Source organism: Flagellimonas sp. CMM7, from assembly GCF_021390195.1.
Taxonomy (GTDB): domain Bacteria; phylum Bacteroidota; class Bacteroidia; order Flavobacteriales; family Flavobacteriaceae; genus Flagellimonas.
In genome coordinates, this window is sequence record NZ_CP090003.1 from 3,084,722 (window position 1) to 3,100,168 (window position 15,447).

Here is a 15,447-nt window from a genome sequence, read left to right on the forward strand (position 1 = left end):
TAATTCTAACTGATGTAACCTATGAGAAACCTATCAATACTTCTGATATTGCTACTATCCTGTTGTACCACCGTTCAGAAAAAAGACCTTGAGCCAAACCAATTAAATGCCGTTCCATCGGAAACTTTGAATTGGTATCAGGATGCTCGATTTGGGATGTTCATCCATTGGGGACTCTATTCGGTAACTGGAAAGCAAGAGTGGTTTCGTTATGGACGCAAAGTTCCTGATGAGGAATATCGAGCATTAGCCAATCAATTTAATCCTACGGAGTTTAATGCAGATACCTGGGTGCAAGCGGCAAAATCTTCAGGAATGAAATGGATTACCATTACCACCAAACACCATGATGGTTTTGCCATTTATAGCTCTCCTGCGGACAGCTTTGATATTGATGCTACACCTTTTGGAAAAGCAGGGCGTGACCCTCTTGACGAGTTGGTAGAAGCCTGTAGAAGGCACGACATGAAATTTGGTTTCTACTATTCCCACTATCAGGATTGGGATCATCCACAAGGCGGCGTAGTAAACCTAAGCTATGAAGAAAAAATCAACCTGCCTTTCAAAAAATATATGGACGAAAAGGCATTACCACAGATGAGAGAACTGCTAACAAAGTATAGTGACGTATCAGTTATTTGGTTTGATACACCGCTTCATATTTCGGATGAAGAAGCCCATGAATTCAGAGCGTTAGTAAAAGAGTTAGCTCCTGGAGCATTAATAGGTGGAAGGTTAGATGATGCCACGGGTGATTTTTGGTCCATGCCCGATAATAGAGTGCCTCAAAATCCTTTTAATGAACCCTGGGAAACTTGTATGACTTCCAATGGCGGATGGGGCTGGCGTATACCAATGCAAGAAACACGTCCAGCAAAAGAGATGATTCAAGAATTGAGTACCATTGTATCACGAGGAGGTAATTTCCTACTCAATACAGGGCCGTCCCCAACAGGAAAAATGAATGAAAACGACTTAGCTGCATTTGCACAAGTAGGAGCGTGGTTAACAATAAACGGAGAAGCAATTTATGGCACAAGCGAAAACCCTTTTTATGGTTCACCTTATATATGTACCACAAAAGATAACAAGCTATTCGTACATCTTTTTGATTGGACAAAAGATTCGTTAAATATAAACAGATTACAAAGCGAGGTGAAAAAAGTATGGCTATTAGCCGACCCTACTAAAACATTACTTGACTTTGAAGAAAAGAAAGATTGCTTGACTGTTGTTTTACCAAAAAATCTACCAGATTCTATCAACTCTATTGTGGTTATAGAAACGCAAGGTAAACCAGAGGTTAAAAACTTTCTTCCTACCGAAGACGATAAGGGAGTTATTACCATCTCATCCAAAGAGATGAATATAATTGATAATCGATTTTCTTCTTTTACAGAGCATGATTCTATTTTGAAGGTTTATGATACTCGACGTGCTTGGGTCAATGGATCTTTTGAAGTTGCTTCACCAGGTACTTTCGAATTGTTTGCTCATCAAACAAAGAGCGATACGGTTCAAAATACGTCTTATTGGATCAAGATAAATGATAATAAACTTACTGTTCCAGTAGTTGATTCTTTAGAGAAAGATAAATTTATAAAACAATCTATTGGGAAAATAAAATTTGATAAAGCAGGTATTTACAATTATACCATCCGACCTACCGACTGGTATTGGAAAACAAAACAGGTATTTGTGAAAATTAAGACATTAGAGTTAATAAAGGATTAAGATGAAAAGTAAATTAATGGTAATTAGTAGAATATTTATTTTGGCATTATTGTCCGTTTTATTTTATTGTTGTTCGAAAAAAGGAAGCCATCTCCCCAATATTGTAATTATTTATGCTGATGATATGGGTTATGGTGATTTGAATTGTCAAAATTCAAATTCCAAAATCCCAACGGTCAATCTGGATAAACTAGCTTCAGAAGGTATGCGTTTTACCGATGCACATAGCTCTTCTGGTATTTGTTCTCCAAGCCGATTTGCTTTGCTTACTGGAACCTATCATTGGCGCAGACAGCATGGTATTGTCCAGTCTTTTGGCGCGCCTTTTTTTAAGGATTCTGATATTACCTTACGACAAATATTGAAAACAAAAGGCTATCATACAGCTTGCATTGGTAAGTGGCATTTGGGTTGGAATTGGAAATTTAAAAATTTACCTTCAGAAGAAATCATACGAAGAAACGACACTATTAAAGTATATGGTGCAACTGACGTTGATTGGAGCAAGTCCATTGCCGGAGGACCTTTGGATAGAGGCTTTGACTACTACTTTGGAGATGGCACCATCAATTTTCCTCCTTATGCTTGGATTGAAAATAACAAGGTGGTTGAGCCACCAACCGAATTTATGACAGGTAAAACACTTGGCCATAAAGTAAAAGAAGGTAAATGGGAATTTAGACCCGGTCCAAAGGTAAAAAACTGGAATCCCTATGAAGTGCTACCCACTCTTGCCAATAAAACCGTAGATTGGATAAAAGCCCAAGATAAAAAGCAACCTTTCTTCCTCTACTTTGCTTTGCCCTCTCCTCATGCACCTATCATCCCCAATGACGAATTTGACGGCATTTCGCAGGCTGGAGCTTATGGAGATTTTATGGTTCAGACCGACTGGGTAGTGGGACAGGTGTTAAAAGCACTAAAAGAAAAGGGGTTAGAAGAAAATACCCTTGTTATTTTTAGTTCCGACAATGGCACAGAACATTATGCCTGGGAGCGGGCAGAAAAATATGGACACTTTAGCATGGGTAATTTTCGTGGCTTAAAACGCGATGTTTGGGAAGGTGGTCATCATGTTCCGTTTATAATCAAATGGCCGAGACAAATAAAAGCCAATTCTACTTCCAATGAGGTGATTTCTCAAGTAGATGTTATGGCAACATTGGCAAGTGTAACAGATACAGAATTACCAGAAAATGCTGCCCCAGATAGCTATGATTTTACACCTGTAATTAAAGGGAAAGTATACAAATCGCCCATCAGAGAGGCTACTATTCACAATACATTTGCATCTATTTGGGGCATTAGAAAAGGTGATTGGTTGTATATCAATGATTCGACAGGCGGACATAGAGCCTTGCCCGAATCATTCAAAGCACTTACAGGTTATATCGATTTTGATACCGATGGACTTCTATTTAATATGGTAAAAGACCCCGAACAAAGGGTAAATCTTTATGAAGAACAACCTAGTAAAATTGAAGAATTAAGAGATTTAATGAATGCCTATCGTACAACAAATAGGTCGGTTAAATTAAAAAATTCTTCTAAATATTAAATTTTTTAAAATGAATAAAACATTTTCCTTAATAGTGATAACTTTATTTTTCTGTAGTTGTGTAATCAGCCAAGATAAAGATACTAGTACTAACATTATCCTAAATTATGGCAGATGATTTAGGCTGGGGAGATGTAGGATATAATAATAACGACTCTATTAGAACGCCTCATATAGATCATATGGCAAAAAAGGGCGTTGTTTTTAATCGCTTTTATGCTGCTGCTCCAGTTTGTTCTCCTACAAGAGCAAGCTGAATTACTGATAGGAATCCACACTGAATGCGTATTAAAACAGCAAACTTAGGGCATATGTTATCTCAGGAAATTACTATTGCAGAGGTGTTAAAAGAAAAGGGTTATGTCACAGGACATTTTGGGAAATGGCATCTGGGAACACTTGCTAAAGATAGTTTAGATTCCAATCGCGGAGGCAAGCATAAGTTCGCTGAAGATTATAGTCCACCATGGGAAAATGGTTTTGATGTTTGTTTTTCTACCGAAGCAAAAGTCCCTACATGGGATCCTATGATTGTACCTAAACCTGTGGCTGGTGGTGTTGGAAAGAAACCTCAAGGTGAGTTTTACGGTAGTAGATATTGGAATGAGCAAGGTATTCCTCAAACCACTAATTTAGAGGGTGATGACTCTAAGGTTATTATGGACCATTCCATTCCATTTATAGAAAAAAGCTTTAAAGACAATATTCCTTTTTTATCGGTCATTTGGTTTCATACACTGCACACACCGGTTGTAGCAGGAGAGGATTATATTCACATCTTTCGGATAAAACCCAACATTATTATGGTTGTATTACGGCAATGGATGAAAAGATAGGTCGTTTAATGAAATCTATCAAAGAAAAAGGTAGATGAAATAAAAGGAGTTAGTGTTCTTGGTGCAGATAAAAAATATTATGGGAACAAACCTCAGAAGGATTGGAAATAGATTTAGGAGCATAAAAGTTAATGAACTTGAATATACTTTGAAGGCAATGTTTTAACAAAATTCAATAAGAATAAAAATTATGAATCGTGTACGTGTAATTTTTTTACTAACTCTTTTTTCAAGCTTGTTGGCATGTATGGCATATCAAAAAAAGAGTGAGGAAAATCTGAATAAGCCTAACTTCATTTTCTATCTTGCAGATGACCAAGATAAACTAGATTATGGTACTTATGGTAATCCAAACGTCCATACCCCCAATGTGGATAAGCTTGCCTCACAAGGGTTGAAATTTAATAGCGCATTTACCGGACAGGCCATTTGTGCGCCCTGCCGATCCCAATTATTCACCGGCTTGTACCCTTTGAAGAATGGTACATTTATCAATCATGTAGGCTCTAAAAAAGGTTTACTGTCAGTCACTGATTTATTGGGCGATGCTGGATATGAAGTGGTAATTGCCGGAAAGCTACACGTTAAGCCTCAATCGGTTTATGAAAGGGACAGTTATTATGAAGATGAGCCGTGCGGGGGATTTGACATGGACAAAGCCATACCCATTGATTCCATTGAAAACTTCTTAATGACGGTCACCAAACCTTTCTGTCTTTTTATCACATCTCACTATCCTCATGGCCCCTATCCAAAATCAGAAGAAACGTCCTACAAGCCAGAAGATATTGTGGTGCACCCCCATAACGAGAAAAATGACAAGAAGGTCGACTTGGGAAGAAAGATGGGCTACTACGAAAACATAAAGAAGGATAACGAAATGCCGGGTTGGGTGCCTGATATGGTGGATTCAGACGCTTCGCTGTCTAGCAGTACCCTATTTGTATATTCTTCAGATCATGGGGCATCAGGTAAATTCACCGTGACGGACGCTGGATTAAACGTGCCGTTTATTGTCCGATGGCCAGGAGTCATTCCTCCCGATATGAGTACAGAGGCCGTGGTACATTATACCGATGTACTTCCTACATTTTTCGATATAGCCGGAGCGGATATTCCATCTTACCTAGATGTGAAGAGCTTTAAAGAGCTTCTGCAAGGTACAACAGACAGACACCAAAAATATGTCTATGGAGTAGCCAATCACCAGAACCAACTTATTCCATACATTTTCCCTACGCGACTTATAAGAAGTGAAACGTTCGCTTACATCCGGAATTTCAACTCTATTGGCAATTACGGAGATGATGAGAACATCAATAAATTCATTAAGAGAGCAGCTCTAAAGTTCAATGCCCCTGCTGAGGAATTGTACGATACGGTCAATGACCCCTATCAGTTAAATAACCTTGCAAAAGATACGGTTTGTCAGGAAGTTAAAGGAGATCTTAATAGGAAATTAAGTGTATGGATAGCCCAGCAGGAAGATTACTTGCTGGATTATAAAATGCCGGTCATTTATGCTTCTAATACTGCTTTAGACAACCCAAGGCGTCTAAATAAAATTCCTGAGGAATTGGTCGGAATCCTTAAGGATTCTGAAGTTTTATATCGTACTAAAGAACTAGACTTTCCTCTTTTGTTGACTCCTATAGTTGCACTAAAAGACATCTCATTATCCGATACTATTTTATCCCTAAAGCTGGAAGAAACAAGTAAATTGAACATTGATTTTGTTCCTACTAATGTTACTGAGAAAACGGTCTATTGGTGGTCAAGTAATCCCGAGGTGGCTAAGGTAAATCAAGAAGGACAAATAGTAGCTTTGACTAAGGGTACTACCAATATACAAACCATGTCATTTGATGGACACCATATTGCCAGTTGTGAAGTTATAATTGTTAAAATCTAATATATGAAATTGTATAAAATAATAGTATCCCTACTTTTTGCAATAGGAATATTTGGTTTAAGCCAATCATGCGCCCAGCAGAAAAAATACAATGTGTTGTTTATACCCATAGATGACCTAAAACCTATGCTGGGCAGCTATGGAGACACATTAATAAAGACACCTAATATAGATAGGCTGGCTAAAAGCGGAACTGTGTTTTTAAATACATCTTGTCAAATGGCACTTTGTGGCCCTTCGAGAGCGAGTTTGATGACCGGGATGTATCCTGATGAAACTAAAGTATGGAATTTGGAGACCAAAATGCGCGATGTAAATTCCGATATTTTAACGCTACCTCAGTATTTCAAGCAACAGGGGTATTCAACTACGGGAATCGGTAAGACATTTGACTCCCGTTGCGTAGATAATGGGAAATATATGGATAAGCCCTCTTGGTCTATACCCTATCATAAAGCAAAAGCTGTTGATTACGCAAATCCTGAAGTGAAGATAGCATGGGAAAAGGCTGAAAAGCTAGTTGAAAGTCAGACTTTTAGTGCGGGGTATAAAAGAAATAAAGCGATTGCTAGACTTGGAGGGCCTATGTGTAGACCTTCTTCTGAGTGTATGGATGTACCTGATGACACCTATAAAGATGGAGCAAATACTACTGCGGCTTTAACTATCATGGAGCAGTTGGCAAAGTCCGATAAACCTTTTTTCTTATCGGTAGGTTTTGCAAAACCCCATTTACCGTTTGTGGCACCAAAAAAATATTGGGACTTGTACAATCGTAAAGATATTGTCGTAGCGCCCTTTCAAAAAAAATCTATAAATGGTCCTCAACTAGCATACAAGGGTGAGCAGTTGGGAGAAATTGCAGCCTATAGCGATATACCTTTATTAGGACCACTTGATATAGATAAACAAAAGGAGCTTATCCATGGCTACATGGCTACAGTAAGTTATGTAGATGCACAGATTGGTAGGTTATTGGATAAATTGGATGAATTGGATATTAAAGATAATACTATTATTTGCCTTTTGGGCGACCATGGGTTTCATCTAGGAGACCATGGCTTATGGACTAAGCATACTAATTTTGAACAAGCCGTTCGCTCGCCAATGATTATCTCCTCACCAGATGGATTTACATCTAATAGTACCAATGCTCCAGTCGAATTTGTGGACATCTTTCCAACACTTTGTCATTTGGCTAATTTAGATATTCCAAAGCACCTTTCTGGTAAAAGCTTGGTTTTGGTAATGAAAGATTCCACTACTTCGGTGAGGCATTCAGCCATGGCTCAGTATACCAGAGGTACTTCTAAAATGGGTTATACTTTAAGGAGTGAAAGGTATCGCTATGTAAAATGGATGAATATGGATTATTACAAGGGTGAAAGACAAGGAAGTCTTATTACAACCGAACTTTATGATTATGGGAATGATCCTTTAGAAACTATAAACCTTGCTAAAAATGTAGATTATACCGATGTAGTAAACGAATTTGAACAAGAGTTTACATCAAGAAAAATTGGACAAACCTCAAAAGAGTAATATAAAATAACCTTTCTAAAACCTTTAATCTGTATTATTATTTATGAAAGCAGTAAAACTCTTCTGTCTTTTGGTCTTGATAAATTGCACTTCCAGTGAACCCGATAATCTTGAAAACGTACTACCCAATATTATTTTCATTTTGGTTGATGATTTAGGAAAAGAATGGGTAAGTGCCTATGGTGCTGAAGAAGCGGTAACGCCTAATATTGATGCACTTGCCAAAAGTGGTACGTTGTTCCAGAATGTGTATTCCATGCCGCAGTGCACACCTACCCGAGTTACGTTTCTTACTGGACAATATCCTTTCAGGCATGGTTGGGTGAACCATTGGGATGTCCCACGTTGGGGAGGAGGCGCTCATTTTGATGAAACCCTGAATCCTTCGATTACCAACGAAATGAAAAAAGCGGGGTACAAGACCTGTATTGCTGGAAAATGGCAAATTGATGATTTTCGTGTCGAACCCGATGCACTTACTAAAGCAGGCTTTGATGAATATTGTATGTGGACAGGCTACGAAGCAGGTGTTCCTGCCAGTGCGGAACGATACCAAGACCCATATCTCTTTACTAAAGCAGGAAGCAAGACTTACGAGGGAGAATTTGGACCAGATGTATTTAAGGATTTTATTATCGATTTTATTAAAGACAATAAAGATGAGCCCATGTTTGTCTATTACCCCATGGTATTAACACATACGCCTTTGGTAAACACACCGTTAGATTCTGCAACCACAAAATTGGGCAAGCATAAAGCCATGCTTAAATACACCGATATCATAACAGGTGAAATTGTAAAGGCTATAGACGAAGCTGGTATAAGAGATAACACGTTGATTATTTGGACTACAGATAATGGTACCACAGGTAAAATAAGTGGATTAAGAAATGGGCATAAAATAAAAGGAAGAAAAGGTTTTACAGAAGAGCCCGGTATCTGTGAACCTTTTATAGCCAGTTGGCCGGGAACCGTAGCTTCAAATGCTGTTTCTGAGGCACTTATAGATTTCAGCGATTTTTATCCTACCTTTATAGATGTGTCTGGAGGTACTCCTGCAAAAGAGGTGCAATTAGGAAATACAACACATCAAATTGACGGGCATTCTTTTAAGAAGGCGTTGTTGCATGGCGGTAGCTCCCAAAGAAAATGGATACTTGGTATGGGAGGAGGTAATTATGCTAAGCTTACTGAAAAGGGAGTGGAAAATCAATATCGCTATAGAGATCGAGTGATTAGAAATGAAAGGTATAAGCTTTGGATTGATTCAAAGCGTCAACCTGAAAGTTTTTATGATTTACAAAAAGATCCTCTTGAAAAAAATAACATAATCGATAGTTTGTACATAGGCGAACGGGAAGAAAACTACCAACAACTTCTTAAGGTAGCGGAAAGTTTTCCTGAGAAGGACAGTGATCCGAAATACAGCCCAAATCCCCAGCAAGCATGGGATGTGGAAATTACAGCAAAAAGTGAAATATGGAAAAAGTAGTTCCTTATTATTTTATAAATAACTTTTTCCTTAGTTCTTCAACTTGATGGTCATTAATAGGCACCATTTGTTCATGTTTCGCACATATACAGCACTAGATTTTACATGAATTATGGATTTATATCTAGTGTTAAGTTAAGCATACTTTAGCCGCACCAAGCCTCGTCCTTTTTGCCCCGTTCTTCTTTAAAAAATACTTACGTAGCTTAGGCTATGCACTTATTTTTTGCATCGCCCGGAACAAAAATCACCAAGACTTATACGACACAGTACACCTAACTTAACACTGGGTACATTTCATAGATAGCCTTGTGGAATGGGAGTTGTGAACAAGGTTTGTGCCTTCCAACAATTGTTCCGTCCTTTTTGATGCATATGATATCTGAAGTTCTTAAGGAACCTTAGTCGATGGCAGAGGGCGTGACCCAGATATCCCATCATCGTCCAAGATGGAGATATTCCCTCCTGAGGTGGTGGTCATACCCCTGCTGTAGATTCGGCTGATGATGTTGATAATCTGATCTCTAGGGTGCATTAGGATCATAGTAGTTCTATCTGGTGATTTCACAATAAGAAAATTGATTATCCATTCATTATAGAACCTGTTAGCTACTATCATTGGCTCAACAAATGATTTGGAAAGTCTTGGACCCGTTCACAACAAATCTGTTCCATGACCTGTTGCAATTGCTGTTTTAACATTGAAATGGTATGATGGCTTCCCGATTTGTCCAGGGTGGAAACACCATACATAAAGGAACGTCCTAAGAAAGTGAATTTGGCTCCCGCTGCTAAGGCCCTTGCAATATCCGGTCTCGATCTTAGATCACTATCCATCATTATCTTGATTTCCTTTGCGTATTTGGCCGCAATTCTTGTCAGTGGTTTTATGGAAGATTCTCCCGCATCCAATTGCCTGCCCCATGGTTAGAGATAATAACACCGTCCAAACCTAAGGCGATGGCCTTTTCGGCATCTACCTCGTTGGCTACGCCCTTGAGTACCAACTTGCCCTTCCACATATCCCGTATGGGTTTTATCTTTTCCTCATTGAGCCTACCCGAAAAGGTCTGGTCCATGAATTTACCCAGTTGCTTTAAGTCCAATCCTTTGGGCATGTATGGGGTCAAGGTCTCAAAAGCGGGCTGGCCATATTTTAATGTGTTCAAAGCCCAGCGGGTCTGGTCAAAACCTGTAAAATGTTACCAAGTGGCATCTTCGGGGGCATTGCCAGTCCGTTTCTGATATCACTTGGTCGGAATCCAAAGGTTGAAACATCACAAAGATTGACCAAAACGGGGCATTCAGCTGCCTCTGCCCTTTTGATGATATCGTCCCTTAACCTATTTTCAGTTGGATGATACAATTGAAACCAGGCTTTGCCTTCCGTAATCTCTGCAATGCCTTCAATGCTACTGGTGGATACTGTATTTAAAATAAAAGGAATATTTTGTTCAAATGCAGCCTTGGCCAAAATCTCTGAGGAATTGGGCCACATCAAACCTTGCAGTCCAACAGGGGCTATCCCAAAAGGAGCATCGTATCGATGGCCAAACAATTCAGCGCTTGTACTTAACTTGGTATGTTCGCTTAAGTAGTAGGGCAACAATTCAATATCCCCAATTTCCTTGGTGTTCTTATGGAGGTTGATGTCTTCATTACAGCCTCCATCCAAATACTCAAAAGCAAATTTTGGGATTCTCTTTTTTGCTTTTGATCTCAAATCTTCAATTGAGGGATGTTTGGAGTTAATTCTGGGTTTTTCCATCAACTGTCGACTATATTGATTGGTAAAACTTCATTTGTAACGTTATACTTTTTATTGAAGGGTATGAATTTTCCAAGTTCTGTATCCATAAATGGCAATGATTAAAAAACAGAGACAAGGCAACATAAAAGAAATGTTGACGGCCGCAAAAGAACCGATGGTTTCCATATCGATAATCAATCCTTGCAACACGGGCATCAGTGCGCCCCCCACAATGGCCATCACCAGGCCCGCGGCGCCAAGTTTAGAGTCCTCTTCGCTAAGGCCATCAAGTGCAATACCATATATTGTGGGAAACATTAATGACATAAAAGCCGAAGTGGCAATAAGGAAATAAAGACCTACAACACCCTCAATCCAAATGACACATGATGTGCTCAGTATTGCACAAACCGCAAACAGTGTCAATAACTTTCTGGAATCTATGTACTTCATCAAATATGTACTTATAAACCTACTGGATAAGAAAATGGCCATAGCAGCAATATTGTAGTTTTGGGCGGTCGCTTTGGAAATACCAAGATTGTTTGCGTACTGAATGATAAACGTCCAACACATGATTTGTGCAGCTACATAGAACAATTGCGCAAGGACACCTTCCCTGTACTTTACGTTTTTTATCAAACGTGCAAAAGAATCCATGGCAGAATTTTGCTTCCCATATGTTTTCCTTTTGGGCATTTTGGTAAATGCAATAATAATGAACATCAGGATTACCACCCCGCCAAGAATAAGGTATGGATTTCTGATGATTTCAAGGTCATGGGTTCTGATTACGGCCTTTTGCGCTTCTGATAGAGTATTGAATATCAATTCACCGGCATCGTTTCTTATGTCGGAGTCCAAAAGGGTCAGCACAAATTTCGAGGCAACGAACATTCCCAAAAGGGAGCCTATCGGGTTGAACGCCTGCGCCAAATTCAAACGTCTGGTAGCGGTTTTTTCATCCCCCATGGACAATATGTAAGGGTTGGCAGTGGTTTCCAAAAAAGCCAAACCGAAAGTCAGAATATATAACGAACCCAAAAAGAATTCGAAGATTTCATACTTGGCCGCCGGGAAAAACAATAAAGCGCCGGTGGCATAAAGGGCCAGACCAAATAGAATACCTTTCTTATAACTATATTTTCTGACGAACAATGCTGCCGGGATGGCCATTGTGGCATAACCGCCATAAAATGCAAATTGTACCAGTGCCGCCTTGGCTGTTGAGATTTCCATGACCGTTCCAAAGGCTGCAACCATTGGGTTTGTGATATCATTTGCAAAACCCCATAAAGCGAACAAAGAAGTGATTACTACAAAGGGAATCACCGCCTCTTTGGATACGACAGGTTTTTTTTTTAGTTTATCCATAACTGTTTATCGAACAAAGGCATTTACCATTTCACCATCAACATTAATGATATTTCGCGTCGTTTTGTGTAGGATGCCTACCAGCGAAAACACGCCGTCGGCAATATCCGAGGGATAAATAATCTCGTTCAAAAGATTCCTTTTGGCATAATGGGCAGGCATTTCATCGACGGTAATTCCATAGGCTTTGGCCCTACCTTCTGCCCATTTCCCTTCCCAAATCTTACTTCCCATGATGACCCCATCTGGGTTTATGGTGTTCACCTTGATCTTGTCACTGCCGCATCGGATAGCGAAAAAATGATCGGGACAAGAGTTCCCCATGGGCGCTAGTTGAACTAAATCATTGCTATTGATGAATTCAAGGACTACCTCGGTATCTGAAAAATGCCCGATCATCCGGTTTTTGGAAGAGCATAATCCCCTAAGAATGGGCATTATCTGGGCAGCTTTTTCCTTTCGTTCCCCTTCCGAGAAACTTTCAATTTTTTGTCCTCCAAATACACTGCCATTCTCTTTTATCTTATCCTCAATATATTGTGAAGCCATCTCAATGACCTCTAGACTATTGATGTAGCAATCATGGGAAGTATCGCCCCAAGTGAACAGGCCATGGCTGCCAAGAACAATTCCTCGAATACTGGGATGGTCTTTTAAGCATTTCTCCAATTGGAGCTCCAAATCAAATCCTGGACTTTGCCATGGAATCCATCCCATGGTTTCCCCCCAAATCTCCTTGGTCATTTTTTCGCTATCCGATACGGCAGTGACAGCTATTAAGGCATCTGAATGTAGATGGTCGATATGTGCAAAAGGTAAGAGACTGTTTAAGGGAGTGTCGATTGATGGTGTCTTACTATCAAGGTCATAAATACAGTGGTTAAATAGCTCTACCATGCGGCCTTCATCATCCAAGCCGCCATATACATTTTTTAAGTCCCGTAACCTACTGGTATATACAACGGCTATTCCCGACCTGTCTAAAGTGCCGATATCGCCACCTGATTCTTTGACCCACATTATTTGTACCTCCTCGTTCGTCAAAGAATCTTTTTCCATGGTCTTGCAACTGGTGTTTCCACCGGCATAGTTGGTAATTCTCAGGTCCGCTCCCAAAATGTTGGAACGATAAAGAAATAGGGCTACATGATCATTTCCCAAAGCACTCGCTTTTTTATCGTCCCAGAGATAGTCTACATGTTTAAATTTGACACTCATCGTTTTGGATTAATTTGGATTTTACAGTAAATGTATTAATAGGCAGGATTCCAAAATTATCCCTAACAAACAAAGTCGTGTATTTAACAAACATCAATTTATGCTTTTTGCGATAAAAAATCTATCGTAAAAATCTGATAATGAATAATATAAATATTGTTAAAGGATTTGTTGTTGAGAGAAAAAGCATACCTGAAAATGTATTGTGCAAACATTTTGTCGACCCAAGCCCTTTAGGAGAACCTGCCCGATTTATAAACAGCCGGTGTGGTACCTGTGACCGATTTAAATACCCTTGAAAAATGATAGCGATCTGCAAATCCGGTATCGAAAGCCACTTCTTCAATTGACTTGTGAGTATACAGAAACAGCTCACATGACCGGGCGATTTTCCTTTTCATGATGAAGGTATGCAGGGTCATGTTCATTTGTTGCCTAAAAAGGCGGCTGAATGAATTCGTGGCCATGTTTGCGATTTTGGCAAGATCACCGTTCGTGGGACTATCCTGGATATGGTTTTCCACATGCCGGATAACCTCCAATATCCTATGATCTACATTTAAAGTCTCGAATAGCTCAGGGCCGATATTGGACAAGATATCACTAATGATAGACTGTAATTTTAAAGTGTAGGTCACATAAAACTTTGTGTTCTCTTTTCTTAATCTTGAAGTCAAATAATTCAACTTTTCCTCTAGATATGGGTTGACCTCTACCTTAAATATTCCAGGATATACATTGTCAAATGGCACTCCAAGGTTAAAATGGATAAACAAATGGAGTAGGGAATTTTTTGCAATCAGTTCATCATTGTCATTTTGGTCAATATGCCTACCCGAAACATGGATGCCTTGGTCATGAACGTGATTTTTTGCAAAGCTTGTGGAAAATGATGTAAAAGGGAGGATAATGAATATGGCATCCTTTTCCATCAAATATTCATTTTGATGATGTTTTAGCATGCCACCGGGATTTTTGTTCCAATATATCCGCCAAAAAGGAAAAGCCATGTCATGACAGTCCCATAAATCCAGTTTCCAATAGCGACAGCACCAGACCTTCAATTTTACATCCGTAAAACTCTGTTTGTTTCTAGATGGATCGCCCAGGGATTCTCGAAGCACGGTGCTCATTATTATACATTCAATTGTTTGAATTGGATACAAATGTATAAATAACCATGGTTTAATTTGGAGGATTCTTACAGGCCTAGAAAAGTTCCGCTTATGAGCACATATGAACTTCCAAATGAAGTGACAAAGGAAATCGATAAAATTTCCATGGTTGCCGGTTATCTCTGGCAAAGGGAATGGGTAGAAAGAAATGGTGGTAATATATCGATAAACATGACTCCGCTATTTTCGAACTTCACCAAACCCGAATCCGCAAACTTCATAGCCCATCCATTTCCAAAGGAGGCGGCAGGACTTTACATTTTTGTGACCGGAGCAGGTTGTTATATCCGCAGCCTCATTGATGCCGTTGAAACGGCGTCATGCATCTTATACATTAATGAACAGGCTGATGGCTACACTATTGTTTGGGGCGGTAAAGAAGATGGCTTTAGACCAACCTCAGAGCTTGCCTCTCATTTACAAATACACCTTTTCAATAAAGAAAACAATCCCAACAACCTGGCTGTACTGCATGCACATCCAATAGAATTAATTGTGCTCAGCCACCATGCGCTGTTCAAGGATGAAGAAAAGCTGAACCATGCCATTTGGCAAATGTGCCCTGAAGTTCGTGTTTATGTACCAAGGGGTATCCATTGCACGCCATATGCTATAACACAGTCAGACGAACTGGCCAAAAGTACTACCCATGCCTTTACTTATAAGGATATTGCTCTGTGGGAAAAACATGGTGCCACCACCACTGCTGAGGATATTGAGAAAGCGTGGGACTTTTTGGATGTCGCCAACAAAGGAGCAAAATTATTGCTTACCGCATGGGCCTCCGGTTTTGAACCAGAGGGGCTGTCCAAAGATCAGCTTCAGGGATTGGAAGAACTATTTAAACTATAAGGAC

The 15,447-nt window shown here is 39.5% G+C and carries 10 protein-coding genes and 2 pseudogenes; 7 read left to right on the forward strand and 5 right to left on the reverse strand.

Annotated features, from left to right (window positions below; all coding sequences use genetic code 11):
- The first annotated feature begins 21 nt into the window (after positions 1 to 21).
- The 6 genes and pseudogenes from LV704_RS13870 to LV704_RS13895 all read left to right on the forward strand — a co-directional run bounded on the left by LV704_RS13870 (position 22) and on the right by LV704_RS13895 (position 9,074).
- A complete protein-coding gene (locus tag LV704_RS13870; RefSeq protein ID WP_163423165.1) occupies positions 22 to 1,734 on the forward strand; it encodes an alpha-L-fucosidase in 1,713 nt (570 codons plus the stop codon).
- Between the two features lies 1 nt (position 1,735).
- On the forward strand, positions 1,736 to 3,292 hold the full coding sequence (locus LV704_RS13875) for an arylsulfatase (RefSeq protein ID WP_233782048.1): 1,557 nt from the start codon (positions 1,736 to 1,738) through the stop codon (positions 3,290 to 3,292).
- Positions 3,293 to 3,399: 107 nt separating this feature from the next.
- Positions 3,400 to 4,128 (forward strand): annotated as a pseudogene (locus tag LV704_RS13880) (sulfatase-like hydrolase/transferase).
- Between the two features lie 247 nt (positions 4,129 to 4,375).
- Positions 4,376 to 6,040, forward strand: coding sequence for a sulfatase-like hydrolase/transferase (locus tag LV704_RS13885; protein WP_163423162.1), 1,665 nt, complete (start codon positions 4,376 to 4,378; stop codon positions 6,038 to 6,040).
- A gap of 3 nt (positions 6,041 to 6,043) precedes the next feature.
- A complete protein-coding gene (locus LV704_RS13890; RefSeq protein WP_163423161.1) occupies positions 6,044 to 7,582 on the forward strand; it encodes a sulfatase in 1,539 nt (512 codons plus the stop codon).
- Positions 7,583 to 7,625: 43 nt separating this feature from the next.
- The gene (locus LV704_RS13895) at positions 7,626 to 9,074 is read left to right on the forward strand and encodes a sulfatase-like hydrolase/transferase (protein ID WP_163423160.1); all 1,449 of its coding nucleotides are present in this window, start codon (positions 7,626 to 7,628) and stop codon (positions 9,072 to 9,074) included.
- A 391-nt stretch (positions 9,075 to 9,465) separates the two neighbouring features.
- On the opposite strand, the gene LV704_RS13900 is transcribed toward LV704_RS13895, so the two are convergent.
- From LV704_RS13900 to LV704_RS13920, 5 genes and pseudogenes are all read right to left on the reverse strand, one after another.
- The gene (locus LV704_RS13900) at positions 9,466 to 9,693 is read right to left on the reverse strand and encodes a hypothetical protein (protein ID WP_205597893.1); all 228 of its coding nucleotides are present in this window, start codon (positions 9,691 to 9,693) and stop codon (positions 9,466 to 9,468) included.
- Positions 9,690 to 10,842, reverse strand: a pseudogene (locus LV704_RS13905) (alpha-hydroxy-acid oxidizing protein). Before LV704_RS13905 ends, LV704_RS13900 begins: the two are co-directional and overlap by 4 nt.
- Before the next feature lie 51 nt (positions 10,843 to 10,893).
- Positions 10,894 to 12,198, reverse strand: coding sequence for an L-fucose:H+ symporter permease (fucP, locus tag LV704_RS13910; RefSeq protein ID WP_163423159.1), 1,305 nt, complete (start codon positions 12,196 to 12,198; stop codon positions 10,894 to 10,896).
- Positions 12,199 to 12,204: 6 nt separating this feature from the next.
- Entirely contained in the window at positions 12,205 to 13,416 is a 1,212-nt protein-coding gene (locus tag LV704_RS13915; protein WP_163423158.1) for a class II aldolase/adducin family protein, read from the reverse strand.
- A 233-nt stretch (positions 13,417 to 13,649) separates the two neighbouring features.
- Positions 13,650 to 14,549, reverse strand: a complete 900-nt coding sequence (locus LV704_RS13920) for an AraC family transcriptional regulator (protein WP_163423157.1) — start codon at positions 14,547 to 14,549, stop codon at positions 13,650 to 13,652.
- A gap of 93 nt (positions 14,550 to 14,642) precedes the next feature.
- Between LV704_RS13920 and rhaD the strand changes: the two genes are divergently transcribed.
- The gene (gene rhaD / locus LV704_RS13925) at positions 14,643 to 15,443 is read left to right on the forward strand and encodes a rhamnulose-1-phosphate aldolase (RefSeq protein WP_163423156.1); all 801 of its coding nucleotides are present in this window, start codon (positions 14,643 to 14,645) and stop codon (positions 15,441 to 15,443) included.
- Positions 15,444 to 15,447 lie beyond the last annotated feature (4 nt).

Coding starts and splice junctions, on each gene's coding strand:
- LV704_RS13900 (WP_205597893.1), bottom strand. CDS start 9,693: ATGATAGTAGCTAACAGGTTCTATAATGAATGGATAATCAATTTTCTT.
- rhaD (WP_163423156.1), top strand. CDS start 14,643: ATGAGCACATATGAACTTCCAAATGAAGTGACAAAGGAAATCGATAAA.
- fucP (WP_163423159.1), bottom strand. CDS start 12,198: ATGGATAAACTAAAAAAAAAACCTGTCGTATCCAAAGAGGCGGTGATT.
- LV704_RS13875 (WP_233782048.1), top strand. CDS start 1,736: ATGAAAAGTAAATTAATGGTAATTAGTAGAATATTTATTTTGGCATTA.
- LV704_RS13885 (WP_163423162.1), top strand. CDS start 4,376: ATGGCATATCAAAAAAAGAGTGAGGAAAATCTGAATAAGCCTAACTTC.
- LV704_RS13920 (WP_163423157.1), bottom strand. CDS start 14,549: ATGAGCACCGTGCTTCGAGAATCCCTGGGCGATCCATCTAGAAACAAA.
- LV704_RS13870 (WP_163423165.1), top strand. CDS start 22: ATGAGAAACCTATCAATACTTCTGATATTGCTACTATCCTGTTGTACC.
- LV704_RS13890 (WP_163423161.1), top strand. CDS start 6,044: ATGAAATTGTATAAAATAATAGTATCCCTACTTTTTGCAATAGGAATA.
- LV704_RS13895 (WP_163423160.1), top strand. CDS start 7,626: ATGAAAGCAGTAAAACTCTTCTGTCTTTTGGTCTTGATAAATTGCACT.
- LV704_RS13915 (WP_163423158.1), bottom strand. CDS start 13,416: ATGAGTGTCAAATTTAAACATGTAGACTATCTCTGGGACGATAAAAAA.